At 58.2% G+C, this 23,050-nt stretch carries 22 protein-coding genes; 9 read left to right on the forward strand and 13 right to left on the reverse strand.

From position 1 onward, the window contains the following. Position 1 precedes the first annotated feature (1 nt). From ACR0LF_RS16855 to ACR0LF_RS16880, 6 genes are all read right to left on the reverse strand, one after another. Positions 2 to 1,147 carry a cytochrome D1 domain-containing protein gene (locus ACR0LF_RS16855; protein WP_480577100.1) on the reverse strand — a complete coding sequence of 382 codons (1,146 nt, stop codon included), beginning with the start codon at positions 1,145 to 1,147 and terminating at the stop codon, positions 2 to 4. Further along, entirely contained in the window at positions 1,144 to 1,527 is a 384-nt protein-coding gene (locus tag ACR0LF_RS16860; protein ID WP_480577097.1) for a c-type cytochrome, read from the reverse strand. The genes ACR0LF_RS16855 and ACR0LF_RS16860 overlap by 4 nt, the downstream gene beginning before the upstream one ends. Continuing rightward, the gene (gene cobA / locus ACR0LF_RS16865) at positions 1,520 to 2,281 is read right to left on the reverse strand and encodes a uroporphyrinogen-III C-methyltransferase (protein WP_480577094.1); all 762 of its coding nucleotides are present in this window, start codon (positions 2,279 to 2,281) and stop codon (positions 1,520 to 1,522) included. The genes ACR0LF_RS16860 and cobA overlap by 8 nt, the downstream gene beginning before the upstream one ends. Positions 2,282 to 2,469: 188 nt before the next feature. Further along, entirely contained in the window at positions 2,470 to 2,871 is a 402-nt protein-coding gene (locus ACR0LF_RS16870; RefSeq protein ID WP_480577091.1) for a cupredoxin domain-containing protein, read from the reverse strand. A gap of 55 nt (positions 2,872 to 2,926) precedes the next feature. Further along, entirely contained in the window at positions 2,927 to 4,711 is a 1,785-nt protein-coding gene (locus ACR0LF_RS16875) for a NapC/NirT family cytochrome c (protein WP_480577088.1), read from the reverse strand. A 123-nt stretch (positions 4,712 to 4,834) separates the two neighbouring features. After that, the gene (locus ACR0LF_RS16880; RefSeq protein WP_480577085.1) at positions 4,835 to 6,511 is read right to left on the reverse strand and encodes a cytochrome D1 domain-containing protein; all 1,677 of its coding nucleotides are present in this window, start codon (positions 6,509 to 6,511) and stop codon (positions 4,835 to 4,837) included. 232 nt (positions 6,512 to 6,743) lie between these two features. Between ACR0LF_RS16880 and ACR0LF_RS16885 the strand changes: the two genes are divergently transcribed. From ACR0LF_RS16885 to ACR0LF_RS16915, 7 genes are all read left to right on the forward strand, one after another. Further along, a complete protein-coding gene (locus tag ACR0LF_RS16885; RefSeq protein ID WP_480577082.1) occupies positions 6,744 to 7,925 on the forward strand; it encodes an NnrS family protein in 1,182 nt (393 codons plus the stop codon). Positions 7,926 to 8,024: 99 nt separating this feature from the next. Further along, on the forward strand, positions 8,025 to 8,474 hold the full coding sequence (locus ACR0LF_RS16890; RefSeq protein ID WP_480577079.1) for a c-type cytochrome: 450 nt from the start codon (positions 8,025 to 8,027) through the stop codon (positions 8,472 to 8,474). Positions 8,475 to 8,490: 16 nt separating this feature from the next. Beyond that, complete coding sequence (locus ACR0LF_RS16895) at positions 8,491 to 9,858, forward strand: cbb3-type cytochrome c oxidase subunit I (protein ID WP_480577076.1); 1,368 nt, start codon at positions 8,491 to 8,493, stop codon at positions 9,856 to 9,858. A 5-nt stretch (positions 9,859 to 9,863) separates the two neighbouring features. Next, a complete protein-coding gene (locus ACR0LF_RS16900) occupies positions 9,864 to 10,673 on the forward strand; it encodes an AAA family ATPase (RefSeq protein WP_480577073.1) in 810 nt (269 codons plus the stop codon). A gap of 9 nt (positions 10,674 to 10,682) precedes the next feature. Next, complete coding sequence (locus ACR0LF_RS16905; protein WP_480577069.1) at positions 10,683 to 12,605, forward strand: nitric oxide reductase activation protein NorD; 1,923 nt, start codon at positions 10,683 to 10,685, stop codon at positions 12,603 to 12,605. Further along, positions 12,602 to 13,150, forward strand: a complete 549-nt coding sequence (locus ACR0LF_RS16910; protein ID WP_480577066.1) for a cytochrome c oxidase subunit 3 — start codon at positions 12,602 to 12,604, stop codon at positions 13,148 to 13,150. The genes ACR0LF_RS16905 and ACR0LF_RS16910 overlap by 4 nt, the downstream gene beginning before the upstream one ends. 5 nt (positions 13,151 to 13,155) lie before the next feature. Next, positions 13,156 to 13,443 (forward strand): cytochrome C oxidase subunit IV family protein, encoded by a 288-nt coding sequence (locus ACR0LF_RS16915; RefSeq protein WP_480577063.1) that lies wholly within the window; start codon positions 13,156 to 13,158, stop codon positions 13,441 to 13,443. A 56-nt stretch (positions 13,444 to 13,499) separates the two neighbouring features. Here the strand turns inward: ACR0LF_RS16915 and hemA are convergent, their stop codons facing one another. After that, positions 13,500 to 14,723 carry a 5-aminolevulinate synthase gene (gene hemA, locus ACR0LF_RS16920; protein WP_480577060.1) on the reverse strand — a complete coding sequence of 408 codons (1,224 nt, stop codon included), beginning with the start codon at positions 14,721 to 14,723 and terminating at the stop codon, positions 13,500 to 13,502. A gap of 174 nt (positions 14,724 to 14,897) precedes the next feature. On the opposite strand from hemA, the gene ACR0LF_RS16925 reads away from it, so the two are divergent. Continuing rightward, positions 14,898 to 15,590 (forward strand): Crp/Fnr family transcriptional regulator, encoded by a 693-nt coding sequence (locus ACR0LF_RS16925; protein WP_480577057.1) that lies wholly within the window; start codon positions 14,898 to 14,900, stop codon positions 15,588 to 15,590. Positions 15,591 to 15,611: 21 nt separating this feature from the next. Here the strand turns inward: ACR0LF_RS16925 and queF are convergent, their stop codons facing one another. The 4 genes from queF to queC are packed head-to-tail and all read right to left on the reverse strand — an operon-like array spanning position 15,612 to position 17,839. Next, complete coding sequence (queF, locus tag ACR0LF_RS16930; RefSeq protein WP_480577055.1) at positions 15,612 to 16,073, reverse strand: preQ(1) synthase; 462 nt, start codon at positions 16,071 to 16,073, stop codon at positions 15,612 to 15,614. Between the two features lie 16 nt (positions 16,074 to 16,089). Further along, entirely contained in the window at positions 16,090 to 16,791 is a 702-nt protein-coding gene (gene queE, locus ACR0LF_RS16935; RefSeq protein WP_480577052.1) for a 7-carboxy-7-deazaguanine synthase QueE, read from the reverse strand. Then, positions 16,788 to 17,141, reverse strand: a complete 354-nt coding sequence (gene queD / locus ACR0LF_RS16940) for a 6-carboxytetrahydropterin synthase QueD (RefSeq protein WP_480577049.1) — start codon at positions 17,139 to 17,141, stop codon at positions 16,788 to 16,790. The genes queE and queD overlap by 4 nt, the downstream gene beginning before the upstream one ends. Next, positions 17,141 to 17,839 (reverse strand): 7-cyano-7-deazaguanine synthase QueC, encoded by a 699-nt coding sequence (gene queC / locus ACR0LF_RS16945; protein WP_480577046.1) that lies wholly within the window; start codon positions 17,837 to 17,839, stop codon positions 17,141 to 17,143. Before queC ends, queD begins: the two co-directional genes overlap by 1 nt. Before the next feature lie 227 nt (positions 17,840 to 18,066). On the opposite strand from queC, the gene ACR0LF_RS16950 reads away from it, so the two are divergent. After that, a complete protein-coding gene (locus ACR0LF_RS16950; RefSeq protein WP_480577043.1) occupies positions 18,067 to 19,077 on the forward strand; it encodes a D-cysteine desulfhydrase family protein in 1,011 nt (336 codons plus the stop codon). A gap of 85 nt (positions 19,078 to 19,162) precedes the next feature. Here the strand turns inward: ACR0LF_RS16950 and ACR0LF_RS16955 are convergent, their stop codons facing one another. Both ACR0LF_RS16955 and ACR0LF_RS16960 read right to left on the reverse strand, forming a co-directional pair. Further along, the gene (locus tag ACR0LF_RS16955) at positions 19,163 to 22,483 is read right to left on the reverse strand and encodes an ATP-binding protein (RefSeq protein WP_480577040.1); all 3,321 of its coding nucleotides are present in this window, start codon (positions 22,481 to 22,483) and stop codon (positions 19,163 to 19,165) included. Between the two features lie 189 nt (positions 22,484 to 22,672). Further along, complete coding sequence (locus tag ACR0LF_RS16960; RefSeq protein WP_480577037.1) at positions 22,673 to 23,050, reverse strand: VOC family protein; 378 nt, start codon at positions 23,048 to 23,050, stop codon at positions 22,673 to 22,675.

Genomic DNA, 23,050 nt, shown 5'->3' on the forward strand with positions numbered 1-23,050 from the left:
GTCACAGCCCCGTTCTGTGCGCGCGGGCGGTGAAGAAGATGCCGGACGGGCTATCTGCATCAATCTCGCGCAGTTTTTCGAGGCTGTGCGTGTCGTAGACCATGACCTTGTTGGCGTCGCGCACGCTGATCCAAACCTCATGCCCGCGCGGCGTGAATTCCATATGCAGCACCGCTGGGCCCGGTTTGAACTCGTGGATGATCTCTTTGCTGACGCTGTCGATCACTTGAATCGTATCGTTCAGCGGGTGGGCGAAGTTCACCCAAACCTGCCTCCCGTCGGGCCGCGCCATGGCAAAGACGGGCTGGCCATGGGTTTTGGTGCGCCCGGTTTCGGTCAATGTATCGGCGTCGATCCAAAGCACCTCATGATGGCCAACGGCGGGCAGAACAAACTCGCGCCCGGTCAGTGCCCAGCCTTCCAGATGGGGCATCTTGTAAACGGGCATCTCCTCCTGACCGCGCCCGTAGTTGGGCAGCACGCGGATGGGTTCGGGTGTCTCGGCCCAGAGGTCCAGTGCGGTCAGGCCATCTTCGCCAAACAGGCCGGTGATATAGGTGCGGCCATTGGCTGTGATCAGCGCGTCATAGGGGTTTTTTCCCATGTCGGGGATCTTGGTGATCTCGGGGTCGCCCTTTGAAAAATCGGCGATCCATGTTTCGCCCGTATCCCACATGGTGAACACGAACCGGCGACCGGGTGCATCGACCAGACCGATGGTTTTGCTGTCGGTAGGAATATCCGCGACCATTTCCAGCGTATCCGCATCAAACACGCGCACCCCGCCGGGTTCGTAGTTCGAAACAGCCACCAGCTCGCCGTCATCCGAGATCGCACCGCCAATGGCGTTCCCTGCCTGCACGACACGATTCACGATCTGGCGGGTGACAATATCGACTTTGGTCAGCCCTCCGTCGCGTCCGAAAACAAAGGCAAAGCGTTCATCCGGCGAATAGACCAGCGAGGCATGAGACAGATCGCCCAACCCCTCGATACGTGCAAGAGCAGCACGATCAGATTGATCGACCAACAACACCGATCCCTTGGCACGTTCGATTACGAGGCCGAGGTCTCCGGTTGCCGTGGGTTCCGCCTGCGCTGTCGTCAACATCAACGTGGCTGCAAGGCCTAAAATGAGGTGTTTCATTGTGCCTCCTGTTCCAGCAGGTAACGGGCAATCCATTCGGCCTCTTCTTCACTGATCAAAGGCCGCCACGGGGGCATCGCTGTGTCAGGGATGCCGTCAAGAATGACGCTGGTCAAAACATCCGTGTCGTAGTGTTCAAGTGTCTCACTGCGCAGATCGGGACCAAGACCGCCCTTCAGGGACAACCCGTGGCACGAGCCGCAATCCTGATGAACAAGTCGTTTCAGAACATCGGGGTCAATGACATCAGCCGCAAAGGCGGACGTGGCAGCGAGGACCGCAGTTGTCAGCAAGGTCCGCGCAACCCAACCTGAGCGCCCGCGCAATCCGTTGGAACGGGCTGAACCCGTTCTCCGTTTTCCACTTCCAAGCTTAGCCATGGGCTTGCTCCAGAAGTTCGGAAACTGAGGCCTCGGCGTAGAGAGACACAACTTTGCCAATGATAAACAGTGTCGGCGCTTTTAACTCGGCTGTGCGCACATCTGTGGCCAGTTGATCCAACCGTGATACAAGACGACGTTCATCGGGCGTGGTCGCCTTGCCAACGGCCAGAACCGGTGTCGATCCTGGCAGGTTTTCGGTCATCAGGCCCATGGCGATCTGACCGATATTGGCGACGCCCATATAGATCACCAGTGTCGAATCCGGATCGGCCAGTCGTTTCCAGTCCAGATCAAGAACTTTGTCCGCCTGCCTATGCCCGGTGACGTATTGCACTGAGGTCGCCAACCCACGATGGGTCAATGGTACGCCCGTGGAACAGGACGCCCCTTGCGCCGCAGTTATTCCAGGGGCGTATTCGACGGCGACGCCATGGGCCATCAGATAGGCAGCTTCCTCTGACCCGCGCCCAAAGATCATGGGGTCGCCACCTTTCAGTCGGGCAACCGTGTGACCTGCGCTGGCTTCTTCAAGAAGGATTTCGTTGATCCGGTCCTGCGGGACGGTGTGGCATTTGGGGGCTTTGCCCACAGGGATCAGCCGCGCGCCTTCTGTGTGCAGAGCCAGAATGTCGGCGGACACCAGCCGGTCATATACCACCACATCCGCTTCTTGCAGCATCCGCAATGCGCGCAAGGTCATGAGTTCGGGATCGCCGGGACCGGCACCAATCAGAAAAACCTTACCGCTCATGTGCAAACTCGCTTGGTCTGAATGTCTTCGAGACCCGGATTTCCCTGGCGCATTCGAGACGTCGCTGGGTGAGCCGGGCGTGTCATGAGGGCAGGTTGGCGCAATAACCGTGCGGCTTCCTTGACTAAAGTTAAGGAGCGCAGGATTTACATCTGCGCTCCTTTCAACTTGCCTGCACTGGCCTCAGATCACTGTTCGACTGTGATCATTCCGATCATGTTCTGCGTCTCCCAATGTGGACCGCAGAGGTAATCCTGCGGGCCGGGTGTCAGGAAGGTCAGTTCAACTGCTTCCTCAGGGAACAAACGGTCGCTTTCCGGTTCGCTGCCGTCCTTCAAAAGAACCGAGTGGCTGGTGCGTTTGTCGACATTCACCCAGCGGACGGTTGTACCTGCTTTCACCGTCAACTCGAAGGGGCAGAAGTTGTATTTGTACATAAGCACAACTTCGGCATCCTCGACGGAGGAAGAGGGCTGGCCGTACAGCTCGACAAAGCGCTCTTCCGCCTCGGCGCAGATCTCCGAGGCTTCATCCGCCCAGGCAGGCGCGGCCAGAAGCAGCAGCGCGGGAAGAAGGCGTTGGGGTTTCATATTCCATGTCTCCTTTCCAGAAATGGAGGGGGCCGGATGACCCGGCCCCGGTCCGTTATTGCTTGACCACGTTGATGGCTGCGCCGTCGTCATCCAGAGCAAGGCTGGTGTTCAACGTCACATGGTGGAACCGGGCGGCACTGAAGTCGTCGTGGATCGCAAAGCCGACGGTATAGGTCTGGCCTGCTTCCAGCGGCACATCACCGGGCGCGCCAGAGTTCAGCGGGCGGGTAAAGACCACCGTCCACATCCCACCGGACAGGTCGGCCGATGCGGCGATTTCACCGTCGTTGACCACGCGCTGTTCCAACAGATAGCCGTTGGTGGCGCTGCCATCTGCATAGACGCGCATCAGGTCAAGATAGGTGCCATCGGCCAGGTACTGCTCGATCTGTTCCGCAGCCTGCAGCTTATCCCAACCGCCCAGTGCCTTGCCACGGCGGCCTTTGATTTCAACATCCGTGCGGCTTTCGCTGATGTATTTTGTCACCGTGTCCTGTGCGCTCAGACGACCAGAGACATCCCCATTAGCGGCAATTGCCTCAGCCCCCGGGTCAAACGGCATGTAAGAGTTATCCGCGTGACAAGAAGCCCAGCAGCCGACCTGATCGCCCATTTCGATGCCGGTACCCGTGATCATCATCGCGACCTTGATCTGGTTGTCGGGGTCCATCTTGCCACCGTCGATAAACGGGGCAGGGTTGTGACCCGCGTCCGGCCATTGCAGGCGGATGTACAGGTTATCGTCGTCATGCGCCGCCTGAACGGTTGCGTCGATCACGCCGCGCTTGCCAGGGATCGGAGTCGGCTCCAGATCACCACCCGCAACAATCTTGTTGCCGATCGCGTCCAGCTCCTTGGCGTGACAGGTTGTACATTGATCGCCCCCTTTGGTCAGGGGCCGCGCCCCACCGTGGAACTTGCCGTTCTGGACCCATTCAAACGAAGCCTGACCGGGGTAGAACAGTTTCAGATCCGCGCTGGCCACTGCGTTCCAGTCGATGTTGGTCGCAACGTCGCTTCCACCGCCTGCAGGTGCTGCGGCTTCGTCACCAGAGGCTTTGGCGCGTTCTTCCGCGACAGCTGCGTCAACGGCAGCTGCAATCTGGGCCTGAACAGCTTCTTGCTGGGCTTTCTTGGCGGCTTTTTCCGCTTCTGCTTCGGCAGCTTCCTGAGCTTCGATCTTCTCGAGGCTTGCCAGATATTCGGCAGGGATTTCACGAATGAACGCCGGGTTCGGGGCTTCAAGATTTTCCAGATACTCTTCATCAGCCCGGTCGCGGGCGTCTGAATGCGCAATCCCCTTATGACAGTCGATGCAGGTTTGACCGACCGTCATCGCGTTCAGGTGCTGCTGGCGCGCGCGCGGTTTTTGGAACTCGGGCATCATCGACTCAAAATCATGACAGTTGCGGCATTCGCGCGAGTCGGTGGCTTTCATCCGCTCCCATTCGTTCATGGCCAAATGCACACGTTTGGCTTCGAATTTCTCGCGGGTATTGATGGTACCGACCACCTTGCCATAAAGCTCTTTGGACGCCTTGACCTTGCGGATCATCTTGTGCGTCCAGTCTTTCGGTACGTGGCAGTCGGAGCAGACCGCACCCACACCGGACCGGTTCACGTCGTGGATCGTACCCGTGTATTCTTCGTACACAAAATCACGCATCTCATGGCACGAGACGCAGAATTCCTTGGTGTTGGTGGCTTCCATTGCGGTGTTGAAACCGCCCCAGAAGATGATACCGCCGGCAAAGGCTGCGGCAATTCCGGCCACGGGCATCCCCCACAGGAAATACCGGCGCCAGATCGGTGGTTTTTTATCAGGTTCGGAGGTCATATCCGGGCTCCGTGTTGGCTGTGTTGACTGGCCCGGCGCGTCAGGCCGGCGCGTTTAGCTGATGGGGAAACGAAGAAAGGGCGGGCGAGGGGCCCGCCCTTTCCGGAAGTTGTTGCGACACCGTCAGGTGACGTGGTTCGACCGGTTGTAAACGTTGAACTTACCAGTCGGCGCAAACAGACCCTTCACGCGGCCGATCTCTTCCAGTGTCTTGGCGTCGAAGATCACGATCTCACCATTGGCCTCTTTCGAGGTCGAGCGGTTCCACTTGGACACCCAAACTTCGGACCCATCCTGGTTGAACTCGAAGTGGACGGCCACGTTGCCTTCCTCTTCGGTGATCTGGATCGTTTTCACGATCTCACCGGTTGCCTTGTCGATGACCTGCACCGATTGCTGGATCTCAGGCTCGGGGTGCTTGGTCTGGTCGGCCCAGATGTAATCCGATTCCGGGTGCGTCCGGATGAACAGACCGGGTCCGTCGGTTTCGACCTCGTAGCAGACCTTCCAGGCATCGTCTGGGCGACCTTCGGGATCGTTGCCCCAAACCGTGACCGTTCCTTCACCCAGGTGGGTTGTCCCAGCAACAGGACCGCAATTCGGGTCATCCCAGTTGGCGCCCGGGCCGGGGTGCGGCAGCGGCGCGGTGTCGATCAGAGCTTCCAGCTTGTGGGTCTCGGTATCGACCACGACCATCTTGTTCGACGCGTTTGCGGCGATCTGGAAGTAACGACCGGTTGGATCAAAGAACCCGTCATGCAGGAACTTGGCACTGTCGATCTTGTCGATCCGCAGATTGTCCAAGTCAGAGTAATCGACCTGCCAGAGCTGACCCAGCTCTTTGACGGCGACGATCCATGTGGGCTCGTTCGGGGTGGTGTAGATAGCGGCCACGCGGGCTTCTTCCACATAGTCCCCGTCCACGTTGTAGCCGCGGGTCGAGACAACCTTTTTTGGTTCCATGGTTTCGGCGTCAACGATGGCGAAATGCGGCGGCCAATAGGCCCCACCGATCACGTATTTACCATCACCAGAAACGGCCACGTCGCGGGCGTCATAGCCTATGGTCACTTCGGCCACCAGCATGTTCTCGGGGTTCTGCCACAGGTCGATCTTGGTCATCTTGCCGTCGCGACCCATCGTGTACCAGAAGCGTCCCGGGTTTTCTGGCTCTTCCAGTTTATGGTGCTCGGACGCTTTCAGAACGTGTACGGCGTAACCGGTCGGGATGTGCGCCAGCACCTCCTTGGTGTCGCCGTCGATCACGGCCACTTTGCCCACATCGCGTTCGATGACCACGAAGAAGTTTTCCCAGTTGCGGCCATGCAGCGGCTCGGTCGGGTAATCTGCGGGTTCGACGTATACTTTGCGGGTCGCCATCATCTGCTCAAGCGACATTTCCGGCGGCTTGGGCGGCTCCATCTGAATATAGGTCGCCATGTCGCGGATTTCGTCTTCGGACATCACGTCCGAGAAGTTGTTCATCCCGCCTTCAGTACCCCAGGCGATGATCTTTTCAAGCCGCTCCTGGCCCAGTTTCAAAGTGCCGGATTCGGTCACGGTGCCGTCGGCATTTTTGGTCTCCACCAAGGGCTCAAGGCTTTTACCCGTCGCCCCCTTACGCAGCACGCCGTGACACCCGGCGCAGCGTTCAAAGTACAATTGCTTGGACGATTCAAAGGCTTCCTTGCTCAAAGTTGGCTCTTCGGCGAAGGTCGGAGCAGCGACGCTGCCCAACAACATTGCCAATCCGACCCCCAAGGCGCGGCCGGTTTTGTTGTAGCTGATTCCAAGTGACATGATCACTCTCCATTTGCTGGTGAGGCAGCTCCTAGGGTGAGACATCGCCGCCGGCATCTCCTTGACGAAAGTCAACGCCGGGTGTGCAATTCAGCGATCAAACCGGAAAAAAGGTGCAAAATTCTTGCGAAAAATCTGCGTTTTAGACGCATGTTTTCGTGGTTTTGATTTTGGTTAAGTCATCGAAATACCCGCACTGTTACGCCTTGGAAAACCGCTAAGGAGAGCAGTTATGCCCGCATTCATCACCCGCGTTCTCGGTGAAGGGTTTCGTGTTTTCTTTCTGTCCGCCGGTCTTTACGGCCTTTTTGTCGGATTGGTCTGGGGGCTGTGGTTGGCTGTGCCTTACATGGCACCGGATTACGGCATGACGCCGCCAATGTGGCACGCGCACGAGATGATCTTTGGCTATGCCACCGCAGCGTTGGGCGGGTTCTTTTTGACCGCCGTTCCGAACTGGACCGGTGCGCCCGAGGCACGCGCCCGTTTTATCATGCTGGCCGCCGGGCTGTGGCTGGCCGGCCGGATGGCAATGTGGTTTTCGGGAATGCTGCCACCGGCTTTCGTTGCGGTGGTTGACCTGGCTTTTGTTCCCGTTCTGGCGGCTAAAATCCTGACGCAGCTGATCCGCCGCCCGAAACCGCAGAACTTGGTTTTCCTGCTGTTGCTGAGCTTCATTTGGGTTGCCGACCTGATGACTCATTTGGAATGGATGGGGTTTACGGCGGACACACTGCAAACCGGGTTGCGCGCAGGGCTACTGTCGCTGTGCGCTATGATCGCCATTCTGGGCGGGCGGATTACGCCAGCCTTTACCCGCAATGCGATGAAGCGCGCCGGTGTGACGGAAGCGTATTGGCCCGTCTCGGTTCCTGCTTTGGACAAGGCGAGCATGGTGCTTGCCCTGCTTCTGCCGCTGGTCGCTCTTACGCTGGGCACGGGGCCGGTCGCCGTTGTCGGTGCGCTGGCTCTGGGTGTAGTGCAAGTTTTGCGCATGATCCGCTGGCGCGCACTCTGGTCTGCGCGGCAACCGATCCTGCTGGCGTTGCACCTGGGTCTGGCGATGCTGGCGCTGGGGTTGATCCTGTGGGGGCTGGCAGTGCTAGGCGTAGGCAATGAAGTCGCCGCATTGCATGTTCTGGGCATCGGTTGCGTTGGCGGCATGACCCTTGCTGTCATGAGCCGCGCCGCCCTGGGCCATAGTGGGCGCGACCTGATTGCACCGGGACCCATGGTAGTGGCCTATGGGCTGATGGCCGTGGCCGCGTTGTCGCGCTGGGTCGGGGCCGAGCTGAGCGCAGGATACATGGTGGCAATGTTGCTGTCGGATGGTCTGTGGGTCTGTGCCTTTGCACTATATTTGATCGCCATGTGGCCCGCGTTGACAGGCCCCCGCGCGACCAGGGCAGGGTGAAACTCATTTCCTTTCAGCGGTCTTGACTTTCGTTAAGGAGCCACCGGCGCACAGCCGCCATGCTGATCACACTAGCTAATCTGCGCAAAGGAGAGCGCAATGCGAGAAGTCATGACCAAGAGCATGGCGCGCAACATATTCTATGGCGGGTCACTGTTCTTTATCCTTATCTTTCTGGCCCTGTCGGCCCATTCCCACTGGTATATCGTCAACTCCGAAAACTCGGCGAAACTCGATGACAGCGTGGTCCGGGGTAAACACGTCTGGGAAGAACACGCTTGTATCAACTGTCACACGATCATGGGTGAAGGTGCATACTATGCGCCTGAAGTTGCGAATGTGATGACCCGCTGGGGTGTGCTGGACGACCCGGAATCAGCCTTTGAGGCGCTCAAGGGCTGGATGGAGGCGCAGCCGACCGGCATTCCCGGTCGTCGACAGATGCCTAATTTCAACCTCAGCGACGAAGAGATCCGTGATCTGACCAACTTCCTGATCTGGACGGACAATATCGACGCTCAGGGCTGGCCGCCCAACGAGGCAGGCTAAGAAAGGGAACGGAGCAATGAAATACGAATCCCAAAAAATCGCCTATGCCTACTTTGCCGTGGCAATGGCCCTGTTCGCGATACAGGTGATCGGTGGCCTTCTGGCCGGTTTTATCTATGTCTTCCCGAACTTCCTGAGTGAGCTTCTGCCGTTCAACATCGTGCGGATGCTGCACACCAACTCTCTGATCGTCTGGCTGCTGCTGGGCTTTTTCGGTGCGGCCTACTTCCTGATCCCCGAAGAAACCGAGCGCGAGATCCACTCACCCACGCTGGCCTATCTGCAGCTGATCATTCTTGTGGTCGGTACGCTGGGCGTGGTCGTGACCTATGTCTTCAACCTGTTCGAAGGCAACTGGCTGCTGGGCAAAGAGGGGCGCGAGTTCCTTGAGCAACCCAAATGGGTCAAGGCGGGTATCGTCGTCGCCGCGCTGATGTTCCTGTACAACATCTCAATGACGGTGCTTAAGGGTAAGAAAACCGCGATCAGCAACATCCTGCTTCTGGGCCTCTGGGGTCTGGCGCTGTTGTTCCTGTTCGCCTTCTACAACCCCGGCAACCTGTCCTTGGACAAGCAATACTGGTGGTATGTCGTCCACCTGTGGGTTGAAGGTGTGTGGGAGCTGATCATGGCCTCGATCCTGGCTTACCTGATGCTCAAGCTGACCGGCGTGGACCGTGAAGTGGTCGAGAAATGGCTTTATGTCATCGTCGCGGCTGCGCTGTTCTCGGGCATCCTTGGCACAGGGCACCACTACTACTGGATCGGTACGCCTGCTTACTGGCAGTGGATCGGGTCGATCTTCTCGAGCCTCGAAGTGATCCCGTTCTTCGCGATGATGGCCTTTGCCTTTGTCATGGTCTGGAAGGGCCGTCGAGACCACCCCAACAAGGCCGCGCTGCTGTGGTCACTTGGCTGCGCGACGCTCGCCTTCTTTGGAGCCGGTGTCTGGGGCTTCCTGCATACTCTGCACGGGGTGAACTACTATACCCACGGCACGCAGATCACCGCTGCACACGGTCACCTGGCCTTCTACGGTGCCTATGTCTGCCTCAACCTGGCGATCTTCACCTATGCGATGCCGATCCTGAAGAACCGTGATCCCTATAATCAGGTTCTGAACATGGGCTCGTTCTGGCTGATGACCAGCGGCATGGTCTTCATGACCTTCGTCCTGACATTCGGTGGAACCGTTCAAACGCACATGCAACGTGTGGTCGGAGACTACTTCATGGACGTGCAGGACCAGATCGCAGTCTTCTACTGGATGCGTCTTGGCTCTGGTGTGGTCGTGGTCCTTGGCGCGCTGCTGTTCATCTACTCGATCTGGGTTCCCCGGAAAGAGGTCATTGAACCCGGCGCGGCCGAAACCCCAGCGGAGTGATGGATATGGACGGCTCCATGAAACTGAACGAGGGGGCGGCAAACGCCCCCTTCTACCTCGCCCAGGGCGATGAATGCGATGTGTTCATCGCCGCTTACAACAATGACCTGCCGGTTCTTTTGAAAGGACCGACAGGCTGCGGCAAGACCCGCTTTGTGGCCCATATGGCCGCCAGCCTTGGCCGCCCTCTTTATACCGTGGCCTGCCACGACGATCTGGCTGCCGCCGATCTGATCGGGCGCTACCTGCTGAAAGGCGGCGAAACCGTCTGGGTCGATGGCCCCTTGACCCGCGCGGTGCGTGAAGGCGCGATCTGTTACCTCGACGAGGTGGTCGAGGCCCGCAAGGACGTGACCGTTGTGCTGCATCCGCTGACCGACGATCGGCGCATCCTGCCGATCGACCGCACCGGCGAAGAGCTTGAGGCCGCGCCCGGCTTCATGCTGGTCGCATCCTATAACCCCGGATACCAGAATATCCTGAAAACCCTGAAACCCTCGACCCGACAGCGTTTCATCTCGCTGGAATTCGACTTTCCGTCACCTCAGATGGAGGCCGAAGTCGTCGCGCAGGAAAGCGGACTGCCGCTGGAACGCTGCAAACCGCTGGTGCGCCTCGCAGGTAAGCTGCGTGGGCTCAAGGGTCAGGACCTTGAGGAAGGCGTCTCCACCCGTCTGGTCGTCTATGCTGCGACGCTGATCGCGCAAGGCATGTCCACCGACCGCGCCATCCTTGCCGCTATGATCGAACCTCTGACGGATGATGAGGATATCAAACGCGGGCTCCTCGATCTTGTCACGGCTGTCTTTGGGTGAGGCCGGCCGATGGTCAAGATCGAATTCGAGCCATGGGAACCCGAAGAAACGATCGGGAAACTGTGGCACACCCTTGCCAGCCGCCTCGATGCACCCCAGGTGCACGATGGAGCCGCGGTCGACCTCTCCGAGGTCGCGGGGCGGCTGGCTGTCCTCTTTCGGGGACTTGGGGGTAGTCCGGGCGTTGAATTGCGCCCGGTCTCACCCGAGATTTCGCGCCACCGTCTGGGGTGGCGTCGCCGTCTGGCTACCGAGGTCGAACTGATGCCGCGCGCCTCGTTCGATGGCGAGGTTCTGCGCCTGCCCGACCGGTTGGCAGTGTTTCCCGCGCGCGAGGCCAATGGCGCGCTCTTTGTCTGGCTGGCCGCCGCTGCCGCCCATGCCGGAACCCGGATTGACGAAGATGACCCGCTGCGCGCTGATCTGCGTGCCCTGACCGCCGCGCAGGACATGGTCGAGGCGACATTGGAAGACGCACCTGGTTTGCGACCGCTCTACACAGAGCTCTGCAAAGGGGTGCTGCATCAGCGCGACGTGCCCGACTTGCCACCCATCGAAGCTGCGGTCGAGGAACTAGCCCGCCACATGCTGGGCGATTCCGTACCACTTTCGACCAGGGCCGAGGACTTGTTGACGCTGGAGGATGACCTGACCGCCCCGCGCGGATACCAGCGTTTTCGCCCGATCGCCCTGTGGCCGGAATTGCGCGCCGTTGGCTTTTCCGAACATAACGAGGTCGAAAACCCCGACACCGAAGGCCCACCCGAGGAATCGGGCGAGAAAACACACCGTGCCCGCCGCCGCAAATCGGATCAGGCGTCGCGCAGCGACAGTTTCATCTTGCATAAGTTCGAGGCGATCCTCAGCTGGGCCGAGTTCTTGAACATCAACCGTCGTATCGATGACGACGATCCAGACAACGCCAAGAAGGCTGCTGACGATCAGGAAGAAATTGGGCTTGGACAGATCTCCAAGGCGCCCCCGACCCGGTTGAAACTGCATCTGGACCTCGCCCCCGAGGATGTAAATCGCGAACGGCTGTCGGGCCGGGTTCTGTATCCCGAATGGGATGTGCGCACGGGGAAATACCTACCAGATCACGTGAATGTTCTGCTGTCGGACGCCGAATCTCGCGAAGATGCCGCCGAATTCGGCAAAGACCCCGCCACCGCCCGGCGCATTCGTGCCGTCAAACGTCAGTTCGAGGCGCTGCGCCCCGGTCGGGTGATGACACGTGGCCATCTGGACGGTGACCAGTTGGATATCGAAGCGGCCGTACGTTCTCAGGTCGATCGGTGCGCCAACGGCGAAGGCACCGAACGCATCTGGCTGCAGTCCCGCCCCGAGGCGCGCGATCTGGCGGTCTCGATCCTGCTCGACGTCAGCCGCTCGACCGAAAGCGCTGTCACCGGCCGCGCGGTGATCGACATCGAACGCGAAGCGCTGGCTGCACTTGCCTGGGGCCTGAATGCCTGCGGCGACGATTTCGCGATTCACGCCTTTAGTTCGCTGAAACGCCAACGCGTCTATGTGCAACGCTGCAAACGGTTCGATGAACCGATGGGCGCAAAGGTCGAACAACGCATCGCCTCGCTGCGCCCCGGCCACTATACAAGGTTGGGAGCCGCGATCCGCCATTGTTCCGCCGATCTGGCGGGGCAATCTCGCAAACGCCGGTTGTTACTGGTGATCACCGACGGAAAACCCAACGATCTGGATCATTACGAAGGTCGCCACGGCATCGAAGACACCTGTATGGCCATTCGAGAGGCCCGCCGGGCCGGGCAGTCGGTCTTTGGCGTTACCATCGACAAAACCGGCAAAAGCTGGTTCCCGCGCATGTTCGGGCAGGGGGGCTTTGCCGTCATCCCGGATCCGCACCGCCTGACGATGGCCTTGCCACAGATCTACCGCCAATTGGTCGGCGCATGAGCGACGCATCCCTAATCGATGAGCTTCCGGGTGAGTTGCTGATGTGGGTTCTGATCATCTCGGAGTTGCTGGTCTTCGGTGCCGGAATGATCGCTTTCATGGGGGTTCGTCTGACCGACCCGGTCGGTTTTGCCGAGGCGCAATCTCATCTACACCGCACAGGGGCGGCGTTGAACACTGCGGTTCTGTTGACATCGGGTTATCTGGCCGCACAGGCGTTAAGTTGGCGGCGCAACATGCAACGTGCTCCGGCCCGCCTGGCATTGATCTGTGCTGCTCTGCTAGGGGTGGTTTTCCTGATCATCAAAGGCACGGAATATGCAGACAAAGCATTGCAGGGGATCGGCTATGACACGCACCCTTTCTTCTTGTTCTACTATCTACTGACCGGCTTTCACGCGGCCCATGTTTTGGCCGGGGTTGGAATTCTGTTGCTGGTTGCCTGGCGCGATGATCCCAGCAACATCGAAGCTGGCGCACAGTTTTGGCACATGGTTGACCTGGTCTGGATCTTGCTGTTCCCAGTGATCTACCTGTTGGGTTAAATCAGATGCCCCAATCTTCATCTTTTGCCAAATACTCCCGCCGGAGGCGGTTAAACCCTCTCATCAGCGCGTGGTTAGGGCTCCTTGCGCTCAGCGTCGGATCTGCGTTGTTGACCCTGATCAGCGTACCGAGTGCGGCCGTGGGAGGCGGTATTTTGTTGCTGGCCTTGATCAAAGCCCGCATGATCCTGAAACACTATCTGGATTTGGCGAGCAGCCCAAGCTGGCTGCGTGGTTTCACTATTGTGCTGACAGGGTTTTCCGCTGTGATCTTTGCGCTCTATCTGAATTGACTCGGAAAAAGGCCGCCCCGAAAGGCGGCAGTTTTCCAAGCAAAGGGGCGCTTAGGTTATTGAGCAGCCTGTGGTATCCGCGCGATCTGACAGCGTTGCCAAAGTGCCGACAAGGCACCAACCAGGTGATCGATATCCTCGTCAGTGTGGACTGGAGACGGTGTGATCCGCAGACGCTCGGTTCCTTTGGGAACGGTGGGATAGTTAATTGGCTGGATGTAAATTCCGAACTCCTCAAGCAGAGTGTCCGAAATGAACTTGCACTTCACCGGATCTCCCACCATCACCGGGATGATATGGCTGGGATTGGGCAGATGTGGAATTCCTTCCGCGTCCAGACGGGCACGCACCCGAGCCACATGGTCCTTTTGCAGATCACGCTCTGCACTCGATTGCTTCAAATGCCGGATCGATGCGGTGGCACCGGCTGCGATGGAAGGGGGCAGGGCGGTGGTAAAGATGAAACCGCTGGCAAAGCTGCGCACGAAATCGCACAACGCAGCTGAGGCCGCGATGTACCCGCCGACCACGCCAAACGCCTTACCCAAAGTGCCTTCGATTACTGTCAGGCGATGCATCAGGCCTTCGCGCTCGGCGATGCCGCCTCCACGCGGACCGTAAAGGCCAACAGCATGAACCTCGTCCAGATAGGTCATCGCGCCGTACTTGTCGGCCAGGTCGCAAATCTCTTTGATCGGAGCGATGTCGCCATCCATGGAATAGACCGACTCAAAGGCGATCATCTTGGGCGCGTCGGGATCGGCAGCGGCCAGTTTCGCCTCCAGATCCTCTAGATCGTTATGTTTCCAGATGACCTTTTGCGCGCGCGAATGACGGATGCCTTCGATCATCGAAGCATGGTTCAACGCATCAGAGAAAACGATCAAACCCGGGATTTTGGCGGCCAGCGTCCCCAACGCAGCCCAATTGGACACATAGCCCGAAGTGAACAGCAACGCAGCTTCTTTCCCGTGCAGATCAGCCAGCTCGGCCTCGAGCAGAACGTGGTCGTGTGTAGTGCCCGAGATATTGCGCGTCCCCCCTGCGCCAGCGCCGCAGCGATCCAGAGCGTTGTGCATGGCCGCGATCACTTTCGGATGCTGCCCCATGCCCAGATAGTCATTGGAACACCAGATCCTCACATCCCGCTGCACCGGGCCATCGGTCTGGCGCGCATTCGGGAAGGCGCCGCAGCGCCGTTGTAGGTCGATAAATACCCGATAGTTTCCTTCATCCTTCAAAGCAGCGAGGCTCTGGTCGAAAAATCGCTCGAAATCCATCTGAAATACTCCCCGGATGACTGGCTATGAAGGTGAATTTAAGTCAGTGGTGCGGGCCGTGACATGACTATTGTCAAGTTCAGGTACAAGAAAAAGGGTGGTAGCCCAGCGCCGGCTTTGGCATAGCATGAAGCAGGGGAGAATCCCGGAACGGACAAGTAAGGGGATGCCTTCATGCCACACGAAGTGCAAAAGGCGATTGCACGCCAGTCACTGCTTCTGCGCAGTTTGCCAGAACAGCATGTGGATACATTGCTGCGGCAGGCGATCTGGCGGCAGTATGACCGGGGTGAGACGATCTTTCTACAGGAGGAAGAAGCCAAGGCCGTTCATGTCGTGCTGGCGGGTTGGGTCAAGCTGTTCCGGGTTTCTGCGACCGGGGCCGAAGCAGTGGTGAGCGTTTTTACCCGCGGCGAAAGCTTTGGTGAGGCTGTCGCTTTGCGCAACGTTCCTTATCCCGTGTCAGCCGAAGCCGTATCGCCGTGTGAAGTGATGCACATCCCCAGCCCGGTACTCTTGTCGCTGATGAAGGAAGACCCGGAAATCGGCGTGTCGATTCTGGCCTCCACCTTTACGCATTTGCATTCTCTGGTGGCGCAGCTTGAGCAACTGAAGGCACAGACAGGCGCGCAGAGGGTTGCGGAATTCCTGCTGAACCTGTGCGATTGCGACTCGGGTCAGTGCGAGGTGGAATTGCCTTATGACAAGATGCTGATCGCAGGGCGTTTGGGCATGAAACCTGAAAGCCTTAGCCGCGCGTTTTCCCGGTTGAAACCCATCGGCGTCAAGATCAACAGAAATCACGCGGATATCGCGGATATGGACGTTTTGCGCAGCTACGCAGAAAGCGATCCTAGCGAGAAATAAGCCCGCCTGGATCTTTTAGGCTCAGCCACGCCCGCGATACGGCGGGACGCCTTGATCGGGGATCCAGACACCCTCGGGCAGGGGGCCGGTTTGCCAGAAGACGTCGATCGGAATGCCTCCACGCGGGTACCAATAGCCGCCGATGCGCAACCAGCGCGGGTCCAGAAACTCCTGCAAACGGCGGGCGATGGAAATGGTGCAGTCTTCGTGAAACGCGCCGTGATTGCGGAAGGACCCCAGGAACAGTTTCAAGGATTTGCTTTCCACCAGCCAGTCGGCCGGCACATAATCGATGACCAGATGCGCAAAATCCGGCTGCCCGGTCATCGGGCAAAGCGAGGTGAACTCGGGCGCAGTGAACCGCACGTTATAGTCCACATCCGCTTGCGGGTTCTGGACGCGTTCCAGAACGGCTTCATCAGGGTTGGTGGGCAGAACGGTGTCGCCGCCGAGTTGGGTGAGATTGCTGTAGATGTCGCTCATGTCTGTCTCCTTCTGGTCAGACGCCGCGTTTGTTGCCCCAGATCAGCACATGCAGCTGGGGCAGGATACGAGGGGTGAACCACCCGGTGCTTAGGGTTTTGTCGATCAGCCATTCCAGCCGCCCGGTGGCCTGATGCAGATCGACGGGCAGGTCGGGGTCGGTCTCGGGATTGCCGGGTTGCAGGTAAAGCGGCAGGTCTGGATAGCGCGCGGACACTTCCTGCGCCCAATGAAAATCAGTGTCATCAAAGATCACGATTTTCAGTGCTGTCAGCGCGGGTCGAACTGCAAGGCACGCGTCGAAGGCGTCCCAATCCATTGTTTCATCACTGCTAGGCGGTTTAGGGCTGAGCACAAGCATCGACAGATCGGCAAACCATGGCTTCGCCAAAGACCCCTGAGTTTCACAGGCAAAGCTGTATCCCGCCTGTGTGCCAAGTCGGATCAATGGGGCAAAGTCCTGTATTGCGGGGTTGCCCCCAGACAGCGACACTGTCAGGGGCCGGCCGCCTGACAAACGTTGCACCTCGGTCCAGACAGCTTCGGTGTCCATCGCTTTCCAGTCGTGGCGATAGGTGCTGTCGACCGCATGCAGACTGTCACACCACGCGCAGCGAAAATCGCACCCGCCAGTGCGCACAAAGACGGTGGGTTGGCCGATTAGCGCACCTTCGCCCTGAACGGTGGGGCCGAATATCTCGGCGATGCGTAGGGTCATGGCCGGTACTCGGCCCATGTCTTGGGCGTTTCGGACACTTTGACCGCAGCCGTTTCGGGCCAGCGCGCTGCACACCAATCATAGAAATGGCGCGCCATGTTCTCGGCGGTCGACACGCAATTCAGCACGTCATTGAGATGCCGATGGTCGAACGTGTCGTCTATATAGGTCTTGAGCGGTTTCAGCTCGTGATAATCCCGCACAAACCCGTCATCGTTCAGGTCGGCCGAGGCCAGTTCGACCACGACAACATAGTTGTGACCGTGCAGCCGAGCACATTGGTGATTGTCGGGCAAGTGGGTCAGCTGGTGTGAGGCCGAGAAGTGGAATTCCTTGGTGATACGGTACATCAGGCCAGCTTCCTCTCCACAGCCTGACGCCAGAATTCAGGATCTTCGTAAGTGGTCGGGTCCTCGACCCCGGCCAGATCAAATGCCTCACGCCGTTCGACACAGGTGCCGCAGCGCCCGCAATGCAGCTCGCCGCCCTTGTAGCAGGACCATGTGTCGGCAAAGGGTGTATTCACCCGCGCCCCTTCGGCAACGATGTCAGCCTTGGATCGGTGCACAAAGGGAACATGCAGGGACACATTCGCGTATCCGTCCAGCGCCGCGCGCTGCATGGCGTCGAAGGCATCAGTGAAGCTCGGGCGGCAATCGGGGTAGATGAAGTGGTCCCCCCCATGCACGGCCGCCGCGACCGCGTCGTCGCCCTTTGCCGCCGCAATCCCGTAAGCGATGGTCAGCATGATTGCGTTGCGGTTGGGGACAACGGTGACTTTCATGGTCTCTTCTTCGTAGTGCCCATCCGGCACGTCCAGATCGTCGGTCAAAGCAGACCCGCTTAGCGACGCACCCACAGATCGCAGGTCAATCACGTGATGCGCGACCTTCAACCGTTCGGCGCATTTGGCTGCAAAGTCCAATTCTTTAGTGTGACGCTGACCGTAATCGAATGAGATCAATCGCGACAGGTTGCCTTCGGCCGCCAATACATGGGCCAAAGACACGGAATCCAGTCCGCCGGAGCAGACCAAAGCAGTATTCATAATGTCAGTCCTTGTTTTGTTAGCCGGGTAGGCTGCGACCGGCGGGGCGCACCGATAGGCGCGTTTGTCGCCAAACGCAACGCCCTTCCACCCGGAAAGTAGTAAATTGCGCGCGACGAGCCTTTGGGCATGATCAGTGGTCTTCCGCGTAGACTGTATCCTCTCTATCCTCGCCGGTAGTGCCAATCTTCGGCACAAGCCACGAGCGTGAAGGTGAGGGCACAAGGATGAGGATTGATGAAGCGCTTTCTGGTTTTCCCCGCGCAAAGCTGATGACATCCGTCACACCGGTTGAACGGCTTGAGCGCCTGTCCGATCAACTGGGGCTGGATCTATGGATCAAGAGGGATGATCTGACCGGGCTCAGCTTTGGCGGAAACAAGACCCGGCAACTGGAATTCTACATGGGTGAGGCCTTGCAGCAGAAGGCGGACACCATCCTGATCACGGGTGCGGTGCAATCGAATTTCGTGCGGACCGCAGCGGCGGCAGCGGCAAAACTGGGTATGACGTCCGTGCTTCAACTAGAAGAGCGCGTCGCCGGTATGGGAGAATACTACCATCGGTCTGGCAATGTATTACTGGCGCAGATTTTGGGCGCTGAACACATGAGCTATCCCGAGGGTGAAGACGAGGCGGGGGCCGATAACGCTCTTCACGAACGCGCCGACCAACTGGTTGCTGAGGGCCGAATCCCTTATGTGATCCATCTGGGCATTGATCATCCTCCGCTGGGGGCATTGGGTTATGTGGCGGGTGCAGCAGAACTTCATGCGCAACTCGGCGAGTTTGACGCAGCGGTGGTGCCATCCGGCAGCGGATCGACCCATGGCGGGTTCCTGACCGGGTTACGTCTGGCCGGGCAATCTGCACCCGTTTACGGCATTTGTGTTCGCCGCGATCAGGAACAGCAGCTGGCGCGTTTGCAAAAGGTCTTGGGGCGGCTGGCAAATATGTTGGGCTTCGACCCTGCCTTGGTCATGAAAGACATCCTCACCTGGGACGGCGCCCTGGCACCCGGATATGGGCGGATCGGCCGTTCAACCCGCGAGGCCCTGACTTTGATGGCGCGCGCCGAAGGCATCTTTCTAGACCCTGTCTATTCCGCCAAAACCTTTGCCGGGCTTCTGGGGTTGCTTGACGAACGTGTGCTTCGCAAAGGACAGAAAGTTGTTTTGCTGCATACCGGCGGGCAACCTGCATTGTTCGGATATCAGGACGAGCTTCAACCGAATTGAAACAGCGAGACTTTGTACATCCGTTCAACCGAAGAGAATGGATGGGCAGTGTTCGCTGAATTTTCGGGACCGGCAGCAAAGGGATCTAGGATACCTTTGTTTGATTAAGCAAAGACACTGCTTTCGCGATATCGGGCGTCTCTTCGCCACCCGCAATTGCATCCAGAATACCCTCAAGATCCGGGGATGAAGATGGAGTACATCCAAGCCGGTCGCAGGTCTGCAGATAATATACGGCAGTTCGCAGTTCGAACATCCTAGCTTGCTGCCCGCGTGCAGTTTGCAGCGCAAGTGCGAACAGATCGTCGGCGGGTGTGCCAATGGATCTCACTAACGCCTGTACCCGGTCAGTTTCCGCCTGCGTCCACCCTTCATTGGTCAAATCCTGCTGCGCACGTGCTTCGCCCAAAAGATTCTGTGCTTCCTCTGGCTCGTTCGCGTTCAGCGACGCTTCGGCAAGGACCGTCAGGAACAACGGTTTGTAGTTTCCTGCCCCGCTGGCCCACCAGGATTCCGAAGCATCTCGCATCGCGCGGATTGTCTCGGCATCAGGTTTGATCAGCGTATCTGCCCAGCAACGCCAGACATTCGCCGTCAGTTTCATAAACGGGAAGGCATGTTTGGTCGCAAGTTCCTCTAGGCGCGCGACAACGTCATAAACCAGTTCTGGTTCACGCCGTAACAGGTGAAGCATGCACAGATATGTCAGGGTCTGGGCCAGGCTATGCGCGTGATCCAGTTCCTGCGCCGCCTTGATTGCCTGTTTCTGAATTTCAAGCGCGCGGTCCGGTTCCCCGCGCAACCAGACCGTCATGCTGAGAAAGCATGAGGTAATGGCTGCGTGATCCGTTCCATAGACATAGGCAAGGCGGGCGTGCTGCTGAGGATCATATAGAGTCAGCGCTTGCCGCAAATGATCATAGGCGGTGTCCTGATGCCCGATATGCAACAAGACCGCACCCATGGCCCGGTGGGCAATCATGGAATGATGTGTTTCTTCAGTCAGCCTAGCCAGTTCCAGTAACTGCGCTGCGACATCCTTGGCCAGGTCATATTCCCCACGCACCAGATGGTAGGCGTAAAGACCATTCAGCACCGGGAACAATTGCTCGGTTTCGCCCAGCCGATTGCACAAATCGCGAATTCGGGCATAAACCGCCCCCGTTTCGTCGGCCGCGATACCAGCGGTCGAGCGCAGGACACCAGCCCGCAAAGTTTGGATTTTGGTTTCCATGCGATCCCGGTCAACGGATTCATCCTGCTGTTCCAACAACGCGATCGCACGGCCCAACTGAGTGGCCGCTTCGATCCCGGCCGAGCGTTCAACAGCACGCTGACCCGCCCGATACCATTGTTCAATCGCCTCATCCGGCATGTCCGCCATCGTGTAGTGATGGGCCAGAATCTCTGGGCCAGCAGAATTGTCGTGAGGTGACGATTTGTTCAAAGCCTCGACCACACGTGCGTGCAGCGTTCGCCTCTCGCGTTTCAGCAGGCTGTTATAGGCAGTGTCCCGAATAAGTGCATGACGGTAACTGAAGGTTTCCTCGGGCTCGGTTTCCGAGACATTCACGATCCCCGCATCCACCAGCAAATCCAGGCCGGACCGTAACGCGCGTTCGTCAAAACGGGACACGCTTGCAATAAGCGGATACGAGAATTGCGGGCCGATAACCGCGCCAATCTGTGCCACTTCCTTGGCCGAGCTCAATCGGTCGAGTCGAGCCATCAGCGCATCGTGTAATGTTTTTGGTATCGAAGACGATGGCGTCGTCCGATCCAACGTATAGGCACCGGCGCGTTCCGTCAGAAGATCGGATTCCAACAGATCCTTCGTCACTTCTTCTACGTAAAGCGGAACTCCATTGGATCTGGCGGCGATCAGATGATGAACTTGGTCCGGGACAGTCTTCCCTTTGGCAACATCGTTAACGATCTGCTTAACCTGCGCGAAGTCCAGTTGTTGGAGAGTGATCTGGCTAAGGTTCGATGCGTATTCCCAACCCGGATCAAATCCCGTCCGAAAACTCATCACCATCAAAAGGGGCACATCCCCAATTCGATCAACGATCCGATCGAGAAACGACTTTGTCGTCGGGTCGATCCAATGCGCGTCTTCAAACAGCAAGAGGATCGGATTTTCCTGTGCCGATGCAACCAGATGACTGACCAGCATTTCAAGCGTCTGCTCCATGATCTGTTCAGACGTCAGATCCAGTGGGCCGAGCTTGTCCTCAAACGGGATCGACAAAAGCATCGCTGTCAGTTTCAAAGAAAGCTCAGAGGGGTTGCCAAGGACGCCGCAAAGCTTATCCAGTTTCTCGTCAGTACTGTCGTTGGCCCGCAGTTCGGCTGCGGTTTCAAGCTGACGAATAACCGGGTACAAGGCGCTTGCATCGTGGAAAGGCGAACACTGAAACCGAAGTTGTTGATGCTTGGCGTCCGGAATCGTGCGGCGAAGTTCTTCGATCAGCCTGGATTTCCCAATGCCCGCTTCACCCGAGACCAGCGCAACCTGACCATGGCCCTGGCAAGCCAGTGTCCACTTGCTTTGAAGGGTTTCGTGTTCTTGCGACCGACCGACCAGTGAGTTCATCATGGCATCATCAGCTGCCAGAAAGCGGCTGAACGTCTCGCGTGTGCCGGTGACCTGCCAGGCTTCGACCTCTTTGGCGAACCCTTTCAATTGAAACGTCCCGCGGCGCACGTATTCGAACGCATCACCGGCCAGTTTCTGAGTTGTCGGCGCCACGATCATCGTGCCCGGATCGGCCATGGATTGAAGCCGGGCGGCAAGGTTCGGTGTCTCACCCATGGCTGTGCCGTCTTCGAACATCTTCTCTCCGCGAAGGTCGCCGACCACAACCAGACCGGTTGCAATTCCAATGCGGACTTCAAGATTTGCATGCGTGCGGATTTCGGGAATTTCGCGAACAATTCGAAGGCCCGCATGAATGGCGCGTTCCGGGTCGTCCTCATGCGCGTGTGGAAAGCCGAAAAACACCATGATACCGTCGCCATAGTAACTGGCGATATGACCGTCAAAGGCGGCAACCGCAGCGGCGCAGGTTTCCTTGAACTGCCTCAGAACCTCGGCCAGATCTTCGGGGTCGAGCTTTTGCGATATGGCCGTCGACCCGACAAGGTCGATGAACATGACCGTCAATTGCCTGCGCTCGGCGACAATGTTGGGTTCCTGAATTGCGCGTTGCGATCCTGCTTGCCCTCCGGTTTCCTCCCGCATGGCTTTGAGAAATCGACGCCTGGGTCCAAGCGGCAGGCCGATTGTGATGAGGTCATCGTCACTCAGTTCCGACAGATCGCCCAGTTCGATCTCGTGCCGGGAAAAAGCGTCGACATATTTGGACAAGCCATGCCTGACCAGCCATTCCTTAACATCGCTCATTTGACCGCCATGCATGTCGGCGGTGAAGCGACATCATGCATTCCCCATATCCTTTTGATCAAAAAGAACTACCCGGGATTAACCCGGAAAACTTGATCCTATCAAGGACGACCCCGTAGCCCCGGTCAAGCCTTCAAACGGTGGACAAATAGGTTTCCCCGCCTGAAACGGTTTCAAAGTGCCTTGTTCTTATCCGTCAGCCGGAAAATCGATGTGGATGTGATTGCCGTCCGGATCCCAGACATTCAACTGAACGACACTAAACGACGTCAAATCCACACGACGATAGGAAACGTCCATTCTCTTGAGATGCGCTTCGAACTCTTCCAACCCGTTTGCTGAAAAGGCGAAATGTTCGAGCTTCAGTTCGGTCTCCGATCCTGTAGCCTCAGCCTCGACACCAACAAGATGAACGTAGGCGCGGTCACCGACATAAAGCCAGGCTCCGGGAAAAGTGAAAGGCGGGCGTGGGCCGACCTGCATCCCCAGCACATCGCCATACCATCTTGTCATCTCGTCCAGACGTGTGGTGCGCAGATTGACGTGGTCAAGCGAAACGAGCCCCAT

The sequence above is a fragment of the Ruegeria sp. E8 genome (genome assembly GCF_056533985.1).